At 42.4% G+C, this 12,652-nt stretch carries 11 protein-coding genes; all 11 read left to right on the forward strand.

Translation table 11 applies throughout. The features are described 5' to 3' along the window. The first annotated feature begins 8 nt into the window (after positions 1-8). On the forward strand, positions 9-815 hold the full coding sequence (locus tag F1737_RS00780; RefSeq protein WP_317136883.1) for a hypothetical protein: 807 nt from the start codon (positions 9-11) through the stop codon (positions 813-815). A 2-nt stretch (positions 816-817) separates the two neighbouring features. Next, positions 818-1,360 carry an ECF transporter S component gene (locus tag F1737_RS00785; RefSeq protein ID WP_317136884.1) on the forward strand — a complete coding sequence of 181 codons (543 nt, stop codon included), beginning with the start codon at positions 818-820 and terminating at the stop codon, positions 1,358-1,360. Beyond that, on the forward strand, positions 1,347-2,849 hold the full coding sequence (locus tag F1737_RS00790) for an ABC transporter ATP-binding protein (RefSeq protein ID WP_317136885.1): 1,503 nt from the start codon (positions 1,347-1,349) through the stop codon (positions 2,847-2,849). Before F1737_RS00785 ends, F1737_RS00790 begins: the two co-directional genes overlap by 14 nt. Before the next feature lie 15 nt (positions 2,850-2,864). Further along, a complete protein-coding gene (locus F1737_RS00795) occupies positions 2,865-3,677 on the forward strand; it encodes an energy-coupling factor transporter transmembrane component T family protein (protein WP_317136886.1) in 813 nt (270 codons plus the stop codon). 248 nt (positions 3,678-3,925) lie between these two features. Then, positions 3,926-6,556, forward strand: coding sequence for a PEGA domain-containing protein (locus tag F1737_RS00800; protein ID WP_317136887.1), 2,631 nt, complete (start codon positions 3,926-3,928; stop codon positions 6,554-6,556). Positions 6,557-6,726: 170 nt separating this feature from the next. After that, positions 6,727-7,668: a substrate-binding domain-containing protein gene (locus F1737_RS00805; RefSeq protein WP_317136888.1), complete on the forward strand. Its 942-nt coding sequence runs from the start codon at positions 6,727-6,729 to the stop codon at positions 7,666-7,668. Positions 7,669-7,716: 48 nt separating this feature from the next. Continuing rightward, on the forward strand, positions 7,717-8,403 hold the full coding sequence (locus tag F1737_RS00810) for an ABC transporter permease (protein WP_317136889.1): 687 nt from the start codon (positions 7,717-7,719) through the stop codon (positions 8,401-8,403). A 5-nt stretch (positions 8,404-8,408) separates the two neighbouring features. Next, a complete protein-coding gene (locus F1737_RS00815) occupies positions 8,409-9,524 on the forward strand; it encodes an ABC transporter ATP-binding protein (RefSeq protein WP_317136890.1) in 1,116 nt (371 codons plus the stop codon). A gap of 64 nt (positions 9,525-9,588) precedes the next feature. Beyond that, positions 9,589-10,662 (forward strand): tungstate ABC transporter substrate-binding protein WtpA, encoded by a 1,074-nt coding sequence (gene wtpA / locus F1737_RS00820; RefSeq protein WP_317136891.1) that lies wholly within the window; start codon positions 9,589-9,591, stop codon positions 10,660-10,662. Between the two features lie 19 nt (positions 10,663-10,681). Then, positions 10,682-11,494, forward strand: coding sequence for an ABC transporter permease (locus F1737_RS00825; protein WP_317136892.1), 813 nt, complete (start codon positions 10,682-10,684; stop codon positions 11,492-11,494). Then, positions 11,478-12,554, forward strand: a complete 1,077-nt coding sequence (locus F1737_RS00830; RefSeq protein ID WP_317136893.1) for an ATP-binding cassette domain-containing protein — start codon at positions 11,478-11,480, stop codon at positions 12,552-12,554. Before F1737_RS00825 ends, F1737_RS00830 begins: the two co-directional genes overlap by 17 nt. Positions 12,555-12,652 lie beyond the last annotated feature (98 nt).

Raw genomic sequence — 12,652 nt, forward strand, 5'->3', positions numbered from 1 at the left:
GAAAAAATATGCAGCTTGAAAAGAAAATTGCTATCGGATTTGCGATTGTAATTGTTTTTGCCGGTCTGATGGTTGCTGTTCAGTTTGGAGGCGAAGGGTGGCTTATGGAAAATCCGCCCGACAAACTGACGCAGGTGTATAAAACCGGCATTAAAGCTGTATATGAGAAACCTGATTTTTCATACGGGCCAAATCACTGGCGTCCTTTTAAAGAACCCCTTATGATTAACCCTCCAAACGGAAGTTCTGATGATATGTGGTATCTCATGTTTATAAAGGCAAATGTGACACCATATGGTGGAAATCCGTATTTTCAGAGAAGGGGTTCTGTTTTGGTAAATTACTCCTTTGAAAATCTTGCAGGAACAGCTGCATTTCATATAATCGGTTTTGAGGGCAATGATGCAAAATGCCGGACAAACAGGCAGGAGGGATATGGAGCAAACGGGTATTTTGTCAGGGGGACAGCTCAGCCGGGAGATTCAATGCCTCCTACGCAGCCGTTAAAATCGCCGAATAACAATCCGGTGCTTCCGGCAGGTCTGCATGTTGATGAGGAAAAAGCAGGATTATATTCATATTTCCTTCACTTTGATCCTATGTCCGGGGGAATCGATGCTGTTCATATCACCAAAGATCCTAAAATTATCAGAGGAAGTGTTATTGAAACAGATGATCAGTACGGTGAATTTTATATAACACACACGGGAGGCAGTATGCTTGAGGAGATACTGATTATTCTTGCCGTAAATGAAGCCCAGCCTGATGACTTTAAGCTAAAAATTGGTACATCTTTTGTTCCGGAGGATAACTGAGAATGAAAAAAGGTTATTTTTCCCTGTATGAGATTGCCCTATTATCTCTTCTCGGTGCTTTGATATTTGTACTGAAGATTGTTCTTAAACTTCCTGTCCATGTACCGGGACACTCGGGAATATTCTGGATGATCCCGCTGATTTTAGGTCTTGCTATTGTGAAAAAGCCCGGTGCTGCAACATATATGGGTCTGATATCCGGTATACTCACTTCCTTCTTTGGGATAGGTGCTTTGCATGTATTTGATATATTTGAATATCTCTCAATAGGGATTGCGACTGATATTTGTGGATATATCTTTTCTTATCGGTTTGAAAACCCCTTTGTGTCAGTGCTTACCGGAGTATGTGCAAACCTCTTCAGAATGGTTGTTAACTATTCTGTCCAGCTTCTGCTTGGTGTTCAGGGATTCTTCATCATTCTTGGAATCGGTCTGAGTTCTGTTTCAAATATTATATTTGGCGGACTTGGTGGTCTGATTGCCGCCTTACTTATAAGAAAACTTATGACTGCGGGGGTTATCGGGGAAGATGAAACAGGGTGATCCGTTAATCCGCGTTTGTTCGCTTGATTATTCATACACCTCATCCATATTTCCCGGTAAAAAAGCACTTCAGGGAATTAGTCTTGAAATTTACCCTGGTGAAACTGTTTTAATTGCCGGGCCAAGCGGTTCGGGGAAATCTACTCTTATAAAATGTCTTAACGGCTTAATCCCCAACTCCGGGAAGGGAAAAATGACCGGGAAAGTATTCATTAACGGCATGGACACATCCGTACATTCCGTGCCTGAGATATCCCGGGTTTCGGGCTATGTATTTCAGAATCCTGATTATCAGATAATAACAAATGAGGTGGATTCAGAGATTGCTTTTGGGCCTGAACAGGCAGGTATTCCTCCAGAAGATATTGAGAAACGTATCTCCAGGGTTACGAATCTCCTTGGGATAACACACCTTCGCGGCCGTGAGACAACCGCCCTGTCATGGGGTGAGATGCAGAAGGTCGCTATTGCATCGGTTCTTGTAATGGAACCGAAGATTCTTTTAATGGATGAGCCTTTCTCAGGCCTTGATTCTGAATCGGCATCTTACCTTTTGGGCATAATCAGGGATATTTCAAAAAGCGGCCGGATTGCAACAGTTATTATAGAGCACAGGGCTGATATGGCTTTATCATCCGTAAACCGGCTTGTTGCATTAAACTCAGGACAGATAATTTATGACGGCCCTGCCTGTGCATGTCCGGATGATATTATCGAAAAAATGGACGGAGGCTATGATCTCCCTTCCACGCAGTCAGGAAAGAATTACGGGGTGAGCAGCCCCGGTTTTGCCGGAGTCAGTTTTGGAAAACAGGATAATAAACCATCTGTTGTGTTAAGAGATGTTTCTTATCATTATCCGGGGAGCAGTAGTGATGCCCTCTGTTGTGTGAATGTATCATTTTACCCGTACGAGATTGTCGCAGTCTGCGGTGCGAACGGTTCGGGGAAAAGCACTCTGGCGAAGCACATCAATGGTCTTTTAAAGCCTGATTCCGGAGAGGTTTACATTTTTGATGAAAATATTGGCGGGAAAACCGTTGCTGAAGTTGCACGCTATGTCTCGCTTGTCTCACAGCATGCGGATTCGCAGCTTTTTGAGGAAACTATTGAAAGAGAACTTTCTTTCGGGCCAAAAAACCTTGGGTTTGATGAGCGGGAAACCGGTATGTCAGTTGATGAGGTCATGGAGCTTGTCGGAATTTCCCATCTTGGAAAAGGTGCAAGACCACTGAAACTCTCAGTAGGTGAGAAACAAAGAGTTGCAATTGCCAGTCACCTTACTATGAAAGCGCCTGTTGTTATCATGGATGAGCCGACGCTGGGTCTTGATCTCCCACTGAAAAAAAGACTTGCAGAGACTCTAATATCAATGAAAAAAGAGGGTAAGTGCATAATTATCATAACACACGATATGAGGTTTGCAGATTTCTGTGCCGACAGGAAATATTTCTGTGAAAATGGCCGCATTTCCTGTATCAACAACTGAAAATGGGAAATATCTATGTTTTTTAAGAAACCGGGCGAAAAAAACAAAAAAATGAAGAAGGGTATCTGCTATATTCAAAAAGATTCCCCTGTACACAGACTTGACCCCCGGACAAAACTCTTAATCCTGATTTTACTCAGCGTTTCTGTACTTATTGATGCAAATCTTCTACGGACACTTCTTCTTTTTGGTGTTGTTTTGTTTGCAGCATATATTTCAGGTCTGTTCTCAAAATGGGCCGGCGCACTCCGGTACATTCTGCCTTTTATGATCTTCATTGTCGTAATTGACGCCTTTTTTTGCTCTTTTCATTCCGGTACTGAGTTTTTTTCTGCTGATTTCTGGATATTTCATCCGAGGGTGACTGAAGGGAGTGTGAATTTTGCTGCATCAATGGGTGTTCGTCTTCTTGCAATTGGCGGTTTTTCATTTCTTTTTATTATGACAACATCATACAGTGATTTTGTAAAAAGTCTTCAGGCAATGAAAATTCCCCGTATGCTCTCATTTTCTCTTGGATTTGCACTGAAATCTATCACATCGCTTTCAGGGGATTTACATGCCATTATGGATGCACAGCGCTCAAGGGGCCTTGAGTTTGACAGGGATTCCATAATTAAAAACAGTGACAAAATGTTTTCATTATTTGTTCCTATGACAGTCTCGGTTATGAACAGATCGTCTAATGTATGTGACGCAATGCAGTGCAGGGGTTATGGTAGTTGCAGGGAACCGACTGTCCATAATCCTCCTGTTTATGGAAAAAATGATTTTATTGCTGTTTTTTTTGTTCTAATATACATAATTTTCATACATTTTTTTTTGTGAAAAATAAACAAATTTAAACTATGTTAATTGAGTTTAATTAACAAATGAGATTTCAATACTATTTTAGTTAATGTGACAAATAAATACTGACTATAAACTTAATCCATCCGGCAGGTAGTGAAGAGAGGAGCAGCTAAAAAATTCAGAATAATGTATTTTACAGTATATTCTTTAGGTAAACAGCCGGGTTGGCATTCAGACAGATTAAGTAAATCCTGAACAGATGAAGTGATTTCATGTATGAGCCTATGAAGAAAAATACCCTGTTAAAAAAAATAATTGTCGCACTGATAATTATTTCATTTGGGATCCAGACTGCACCTGCAGCAGATCTTCCGTCAAATAACCTTCCCGATGCATATCATGTAAACATAGATACGGCAAACTCCGGAGGATATTATATAAAGTTTGACGGAGGTGGATTAAATGCCCTCCATATTACAACAAGCACCTCTGAGGAGTACGGGCAGGTTACAACGACCTCATCTAACTCCGGAACATTTTATATTTCCGACACCGGTGGAAGAGGATTTTTCAATGACATGATTTTGATGGTTGCCATCAAAAAGCCGGCGGGGGAAGAATCTCTTCCTGAAGATATGAATATCAGAATTAAATCAAGCGGTTTTCAGTGGGAACCGACAGGAGCGATAAATAAGCCTCCTGCAATTGATGCTGTAAGATACGTCGAAGGAGCAATTGATGAATCATATGGATTAAGTTCTCTTTCTTACGGTCCTCAGAAGTGGAAGGCAGCCGGTATTGAAAACTCTCCTAAGAATTACCCGATATACTTCGGGCAGGATATGGGAAATGGGGATGATCTTTTTTACTTCTTCTTTGTCGATTTAAAGGTTGGAAACCTTGGAAGAAGCAGTGGTATTAACTCTGTTCTGCAAAACAAGGGTATGATCAAGGTTGAGTATTCGGTTGAAAACCTTGATGACGGCCTGATTTCGTTTAACAGTTACGGATGGTGTGATGACTTACAGTCCAATCAGGGAAAGGGAATCTCCTGGACCAATGCCCTTACAGGTCCCACCCCGAGCGGCTACACGGTAAAACTGGGAACCGGAGGGGGCGGTGAAGGCAGCGGTTCTTCATCCGGAGCAATAGACTATGGTGACAGCGGTTCCGACTCACAGCCGGATCTCCCAAAGGTCGGGAACCTGAATATTACATCGGAACCGGCAGGTGCAAAGGTCTTCCTTGATGGTGCTTTCACAGGAGAGGTGACAAATGCATCTTTTACCGATCTCCCGACAGGAGATTACGGTGTTTACCTTGAACTTGAAAATTATGAAAGAACTGATAAGAGATGGGTAACAATCAGAGGCGGATATGTATCTGAAGAGAATTTCAATCTTACCCTGGAAAAAAGTTCCTGCTTTGTTGAATCAGTCCCCAAAGGCGCTGATATATTCCTTGACGGGACAGATACCCTGTGGCATACGGATTGTGAGTTAGATAATATTGAGGTTGGAAATCATACTATAACGGTCTCAAAGCCGGGATTTTTGGCTGTTTCCAGAAATGTGAGCATTGAAGCTGATAAAACGGCTCATATTTCCGTAAACCTGAATTCCGGAGAAGTGGATGAGATTAGTAATAATGAGGCAGGAGATAAAACCGGTGATTTTAGTAAACCGGAAACAAAAATCCCGACAGATAAGAAAACTCCTCAAAAAGAAGGGAATGCTTCCTTTGCAGAGTCATCCTTAAAAGCTACACCTGCTATTGATAACAAAGATTATGGGAAATCCCCGGATCCTGTCGTCAGTGAAGAAGGTGGCATTGTCGAAGGATTCATAGGCTTTTTAAATTCGCTGATTTTTGGTGAAAACCCTGAAAATAAGGATGAGAGAGTTTCCCCGGGGTATAATACAGGGGAGCAGGCGGCCAATCTGAATAATCCCGTTCAGACTCAGGAAAATAATCCGGGGATTTTGAACCTTTCCGGAGAAGAAATACCGGAATTTTTGCCTGAAGAAAAGACGGGGACAGTCTATGTGACATCCTATCCTGAAAATCTGCCGATAAAGTTTGACGGAAAAGACTCCGGATATTTTACTCCCCATCTGTTTTACGGGGTAAAAGAGGGTATTCACAAAGTTGGTGTTGTAATAACCGGTGATTCAACAAAAACGGTTGAAGAGGACGTCCGTGTGTTTAAAGCTGAAAATCTGGTAATTCACCTTGAACCAGAGAAGTACAGGAAAAAAGTGAGTGTTAACTTAAAATCAAAGGATTTCAGAAATTTGGAATTTAAGATAGGTGACAAAAATCCTGAATACAGTTTCCCCCAGCTGCTCACAGTCGACAACACCGGTACATATGTGACTGTTTTTGATGAGGGCAGATATTATTCCTATAATCCGGGTACCCTTTCAGAAGGGGAGGATGTATGGGTAACAAGGAACAGCAATTTTGGAAAGGTTAGTATTAATTCAAAGCCGGAAGGGGCGAATATTTTTGTAAACGGTTACGATACCGGGGAGAAGACCCCTGCTGTCCTGGATACTCTCTCAGAGGGTCATCATCAGGTTCAGGTTTCAATGGATGGATATTACCCTCAGAAAAAAGAGCTTGTAATGGTTGATTCAAAGGATGAAATCGACTATGAGATGAGATTCCTTTTGTCTGAATATCCGTACGGGGTTTTGTCTGTAAACAGTGAGCCCGAAGGGTGCAATATTTATCTTAGGGGAAGTTACACAGGCAAAAAGACACCTTATACTTTTGAATATATGCCGATTGGAAGTTATGATGTGATGGTCATGTATAACAGAACCATAACGGAAGAAAAAGAGGTAACTGTTCTTCCATTTGATGAAGCAGGTATAATAAGCTGCAATGTCACGATGGCAGAATTAATATAATCTTTTTTTTTTGCTTTATAAAATATATGATGTTATAAAAGACATTTGGTTAACATCTGTAATATCTTTTCAAAATATTAATAACAATCCTATTAAAATATATTACAACTATGGATTTTAAAAAATCTGGTTTAATTCTGGTATTAATTGTACTGGCTGGTGCCATTTTTATGGCAGGCTGTACCGGTACACAGAGCACCGGGGATGCTACCCCTGCTGCAACAGAGGCAGTGGCAACAGCAGAGCAGACTCCGGCAGCTTCTGAAGATAATGTATTGTTAATTGCAACAACAACAAGCCTTGATGCAACAGGACTTCTTGCACAGCTTGAAACAGAGTTTGAAGAGAAAACAGGCGCTGATGTTCAGATAACAGCAGTCGGAACAGGAAAGGCTCTTGAATTCGGAAACAACGGAGATGTCGACCTTTTAATGGTACACGACCGTTCTCGTGAGAATGCATTCCTTGACGCAGGATCAGGCATTGAGCGCCGTGTCTTTGCATTTAACTACTTTGTAATTATCGGTCCGGAGAGTGACCCCGCAGGTATCAAAGGAATGGCACCTGGAGATGCTCTTGTAACAATAATGGAGAAAGGCAAGGAAGACGAGAATGTCAAGTTCGTTTCCCGTGGTGACGGTTCCGGAACACACGGTAAAGAGAAAGCTCTCTGGAAGGCTGTAGGCCTTGACTATGACGAAAACGAACCTGTCTGGGTAAAGGAAGACTGGTATGTTGAGGCTGGTGCAGGTATGGGAACAACTCTTACAATGGCTGACGAGATGAATGCCTACACATTAAGTGATATCGGAACTTTCCTCAAATACAAGGGAGACGAAACAATTTCACTTGTGGAACTTGTAAATGAGGGTGACGCACTCATAAACATTTACAGTGCAATGATAATCAGCCCTGAAAAATACCCTGACACCAACGTAAAGCTCAGCAAGGAATGGATCAATTTCATGACCTCTGACGGCGTTCAGGAAGAGATCAAGGTATTTGGTGTTGAAGCATACGGACAGCCGCTCTTCTTCCCTGCAAAAGGTGCAGTTGATATCCTTTCACCTTCAGGTGTTACACAGGAAGAAATTTCAGCAGCTGTTGTATGAATTTAAAACTTAACTTTTTTTATTATCAGATTTAATTGGAAAGAAGCTATGGGCTACATTACTGAAGGTGTTCAGCAGGCATTAGTGTTGATACTGACCCTGGATCCTGAAGTTGTTGACATAACACTGAGGACTCTCTCAATTACATTCAGTGCAACAATAATTGCGTCAATAATAGCCGTGCCTCTTGGGCTTTATATATCATTTCATGAATTTCCCGCGAAAAAAGCCTTAATTAGCCTGATTCAGACCCTTTATGCCCTGCCGACCGTTGTGGTGGGTCTGCTTATGTATATGCTTTTTACAAAAAACGGTCCTCTGGGAGCTTTTAGCCTCCTATTCACTCCTACCGGAATGATAATCGGCCAGACCGTTTTGATAATGCCGATTATTACAGGCCTTACAATAGCAGCACTTTCAAGCCTTGACCGCGGAGTAAAGGATACGTCAAGATCCCTTGGTGCAACCGCGTTGCAGTTCTTTGCATCAATGGTAAAAGAAGCCCGTTTTGCCATCCTTTCAGCTGTCGTGATGGGATTTTCCCGTGCAATATCAGAGGTCGGTGCCGCCATACTTATAGGAGGAAATATAAGGGGGCAGACGAGGATTTTAACCACGACGATTACTCTTGAAACTGGTCAGGGTAATTTTTCGTTGTCAATTGCTCTTGGTATAATTCTCCTTTTAATTGCCTTAATTGTGAATATGCTTATGTCCTATTTCCAGCAGAGGTGAACGGTTTGTTTAAAATACATGGTCTTTACAAAAAATTCGGCGAGAAACAGGTTTTAAACGGTGTTGATCTTGAGATCAAAAAAGGTGAGGTATTTACAATAATCGGGCCTTCGGGTCAGGGGAAGTCGACGCTTCTTCGTATAATGAACCTTCTTGAAACACCTACCTCGGGCAGTGTCATATTTGACGGGAAAGATCTTTTTGAGGGCGGCAGGGTTTCCGTTGATATGAAAAGACGGATGGGAATGGTCTTTCAGAATCCTACGGCCTTCAATATGAATGTATTTGATAATGTTGCGCTCGGCCTTAAATACAGAGGTCTAAAAAAGGCTGAAATAAAGGAGAAAGTAGAAGAGGCACTTTTGGAGATTGGCCTGTCCGGGTATGAAAAACGACTTGCCAAAACACTTTCAGGCGGTGAAATGCAGAGGGTCTCTCTTGCAAGGGCGATTGTGACCGAGCCCGACATTCTTTTCATGGACGAGCCGACTGCAAGTCTTGATCCTGTAAACACTGAAAAAATTGAAGATCTGATTCATTACTATAACAAAGAGAAGGGAATAACGATTGTAATGTCAACGCATGATCTTATGCAGGGTCAGAGGCTTGCAGACAGGATTGGCGTCATGATAGAGGGTGTATTTTATCAGAAGGGAACACCCGATGAGGTATTTTCAAAACCTGCAAACGAGAGTGTTGCCAGATTTATCGGCATCAACAATATAATATATGGAAAAGTAATCCGGCGCGAAGAAGGCGGGAAACATGCAATTTTGAAAGCAGGTGGTGTTGAAATACTGGTGATGACCGGATTTTCACAGGGAAGCCGTGTATCAGCCTGCATACGCCCTGAGGAGATTACGGTTCATCATAAAAGAATTGAGATGGTCAGGGGTAGAAATATAATCTCCGGGATTGTTTCGGGTATTTCACGACAGGGAAGGCTGATTTTTGCCGATGTGGACTGCGGTGCCGGTCTTAATATAAGTGCCCTCGTAACATGGGAACAGTTTGAGAGCCTTAGTCTGAAAAAAGGAGATGAGGTATTCCTATCATTTAAACCCAGATCAGTTCATGTTATGGAAAAAATAGATGGATCTGGGGAAGAGGCGTTTAATTAACCTGATTAACAAAAATAGGCCTGAATAAATAGTTTTTTTTAAAATAAGGCTCAGAATTAAACTGATGAAAAAATTCTCATCTTTTATTCTGGTTTTAGCCATTATCTGTGCGGTTGTTTTTATATCAGGCTGCACAGGCAGCGGTGAAAAGGTATCGGGGGATCAGCAGGGGCAGCCTGCGGCAACAGCAGTCCCTGCAGAGAAGAGTGTGCTTAAGGTATTCCATGCCGGCAGTCTTGCCGCTCCTATGGAAGAGATGGAAGCAGCATTTGAGGATAAATACCCGGGCGTTGATGTCCAGCTTTATGCAGGCGGAAGCACAAAGCTTGCAAAAGAGATTGTTGAACTTGGAAAGCCTGCAGATGTTTTTGCTTCAGCGGATTACTCACTTATACCCGGTCTTATGGTGCCTGACTACGCATCATGGTATGCAACATTTGCAAAGAACAGAATGGTTCTGTGCTTTACAGACAAGAGCAAATTTGCAGATGAGGTAAATGCAGACAACTGGTATGAGGTTCTTGGCCGTGAGGGAGTTGCATGGGCGTTTTCAGATCCAAACCTTGACCCGTGCGGATACCGTTCACTCATGACAATCCAGCTTGCTGAATCTAACTACAATGACGATCAGATTTTTGACAACCTTGTTGGAAAGAACAGTAAGATTACAACCACGATAGAAGACGGTGTGACAACCATTCATGCAACTGAACCCGAACCAGTCTTCCCGCTTACAATTGATCCAAAGAGTGTAAATCTTATTTCCGGTCTTCAGGCAGGAAATCTTGACTATGCATGGGAATACAGAAGTGTTGCAGAACAGAATGCAGAGTCCGGTATAAAATACATCGAACTTCCCGAAGCTGTTGATCTTTCATCCATTGATTTCAAGGACACATACGCATCAGTTCAGGTTGAATCAAGTGGTGGAATGAAGAAAGGCAAGCCTATTGTTTACGGTGTTACAGTACCAACATCGGCAGACCAGCCGGAAAACGGTGAAAAGTTTGTTGAGATGCTTGTCGGAGAGACCGGTCAGGATATCATGACAAAGGCAGGCCAGCCTCCGATTGTTCCTGCAAACGGATTTTTGGAAGTTCCTGCAGGTCTTCAGTCAGTTCTTGCAGTAGCAAACTAAAAAAATCACTTTTTTTATCATGTTTAAAAAATCCAGTATTCCGGACAGCTGTATCATCTCTTTTTCGCTTATCGGCGGTCTTATTGTATTTTTAACATTTATTTCATTGTTAAATCTTGGAGTTACACAGGCAGGTGACATACCTAATCTGATATCGGTTGCATCGGAGTCTAAAGTAATTGATTCAGTTCTTCTTACCATGATGGCAGGGCTAACTGCCGTCATACTTTTGCTTGTGACCGGAATTCCGCTCGCATATGTTCTTGCAAGGGTTGATTTCAGGGGGAAGGGTCTTGTAGAGAGCCTTGTTGACCTTCCTGTTATGCTCCCTCACACTGTTGCCGGAATTCTTGTTTATATTCTTTTCATGAGAAGGGGAATTATAGGAGGGCCGCTTGGGGAGGCGGGAATTGTTTTTGAGGATGCCTACCTTGGGATTGTTATGGCGATGTTTTTTGTCTCATCTCCTTATTTTATAAACACTGTCAGAGAAGGCTTTGAAAAAGTGCCTGTTCATATGGAGAATGTTGCAAGGACGCTTGGTGCAACAAGGTTTACGGCATTTAGGAAGGTCGTTCTTCCTTTAAGTACAAGGCACATTTTAAACGGGTGCATTCTTGCATGGGGAAGGGCAATAGGAGAGTTTGCAGCCGTTATCATGATAGCCTATTATCCTATGATAATTTCAACGCTGATTTACTACAGGTTTACAACAAGCGGCCTTAAAGAGAGCAGCACGATTGCCTTTATCATAATAGTAATCTGTCTTCTGGTCTTTGCAGGTCTGAGATACGTTATGAAGTATGCGGGGAAGTATGATGATAGAGTTTGATGACGTTTCACTTACTCTTGGGGATTTCAGCCTGAAAAATCTGACGCTTGAAATTTCAAAAGGAGATTATTATTTTGTTTTAGGTCCTTCTGGTGCCGGAAAGACTGTAATTTTAGAGGCCATTGCAGGGCTTCACAGGCCTGATTCCGGCAGGATTTTAATAAGAGGTGAGGATGTATCAGGCATTCCTCCTGAGAAGAGAAAAATAGCGCTTGTTTACCAGGATTATTCGCTTTTTCCCCATATGAGTGTGTATGAGAATATTGCTTTTGGTCTTTTAATGCAGAAGGCAGGTAAGGAAGAGGTCTCAAAAGCTGTCGATAACATAATGAACAGGCTTGGCATCAGTCATTTAAGGGACAGGCATCCCCTGACCATGAGCGGCGGGGAACAGCAGAGGGTTGCTCTTGCACGTTCCCTTGTTGTGAATCCGGATATTCTTCTTCTCGATGAACCGCTGTCGGCCATGGACCCGATAACCCGTGAGAAGTTTATCTCTGACTTAAGGTCACTGCATAAGGAACTGGGGATTACTATTGTTCAGGTGACTCATTCCCGTGATGAGGTGTTTGCCCTTGCAGAGAAGGTTGCGGTAATATCATCCGGCAAACTTGAGCAGGAAGGCACGCTCAATGATGTTTTCAGGAAACCGGAAAACTCTGTTGTCGGGAGGTTTATCGGGATTGAAAATGTCCTTTTGGGATCTGTTGGCGGATGCTCTGAAAACGGGGGGTGCACGGTTGATATCTGCGGTGTTAAAATCCGTGCTCTGTGTGAAGCCGGGGACAAAAAAGAGATATGTGCCTACATAAGGGGGGTTGATGTCGGTATTGACACCGTGATGTCAGATTCACCTGTTTCAGGAAGCAGGAATGTTCTGCCGGGCAGTGTTCTCTGTGTAAATCCTTACAATTCAATGTACAGGGTCTATGTTGACTGCGGATTTTCCTTATGCTCGCTTTTGACCGAAAGGGAGGTTGATGCTATGAAGATTGAGCCAGGGAAAGATGTTTACGCCTTCTTTGAGGATTCGGCTGTTCATCTGACCGGAAGGGACTGATAAAGATATAATAACCAGTATTCTATTTTTTTAATTCATAGTTGTTTTTTAAATCATTTGTGGTAAAAAAATTGGCTGATTATTTGGATTTCTGTTAA

Origin of the sequence: Methanoplanus sp. FWC-SCC4, assembly GCF_032878975.1 — an archaeon.
In the GTDB taxonomy this organism is placed as follows: domain Archaea; phylum Halobacteriota; class Methanomicrobia; order Methanomicrobiales; family Methanomicrobiaceae; genus Methanochimaera; species Methanochimaera problematica.

Bases quoted from the DNA above. Each gene is read 5' to 3' on its own strand.
- F1737_RS00780 (WP_317136883.1), top strand. From the start codon at position 9: ATGCAGCTTGAAAAGAAAATTGCTATCGGATTTGCGATTGTAATTGTT.
- F1737_RS00785 (WP_317136884.1), top strand. From the start codon at position 818: ATGAAAAAAGGTTATTTTTCCCTGTATGAGATTGCCCTATTATCTCTT.
- F1737_RS00790 (WP_317136885.1), top strand. From the start codon at position 1,347: ATGAAACAGGGTGATCCGTTAATCCGCGTTTGTTCGCTTGATTATTCA.
- F1737_RS00795 (WP_317136886.1), top strand. From the start codon at position 2,865: ATGTTTTTTAAGAAACCGGGCGAAAAAAACAAAAAAATGAAGAAGGGT.
- F1737_RS00800 (WP_317136887.1), top strand. From the start codon at position 3,926: ATGAAGAAAAATACCCTGTTAAAAAAAATAATTGTCGCACTGATAATT.
- F1737_RS00805 (WP_317136888.1), top strand. From the start codon at position 6,727: ATGGCAGGCTGTACCGGTACACAGAGCACCGGGGATGCTACCCCTGCT.
- F1737_RS00810 (WP_317136889.1), top strand. From the start codon at position 7,717: ATGGGCTACATTACTGAAGGTGTTCAGCAGGCATTAGTGTTGATACTG.
- wtpA (WP_317136891.1), top strand. From the start codon at position 9,589: ATGAAAAAATTCTCATCTTTTATTCTGGTTTTAGCCATTATCTGTGCG.
- F1737_RS00825 (WP_317136892.1), top strand. From the start codon at position 10,682: ATGTTTAAAAAATCCAGTATTCCGGACAGCTGTATCATCTCTTTTTCG.
- F1737_RS00830 (WP_317136893.1), top strand. From the start codon at position 11,478: ATGATGATAGAGTTTGATGACGTTTCACTTACTCTTGGGGATTTCAGC.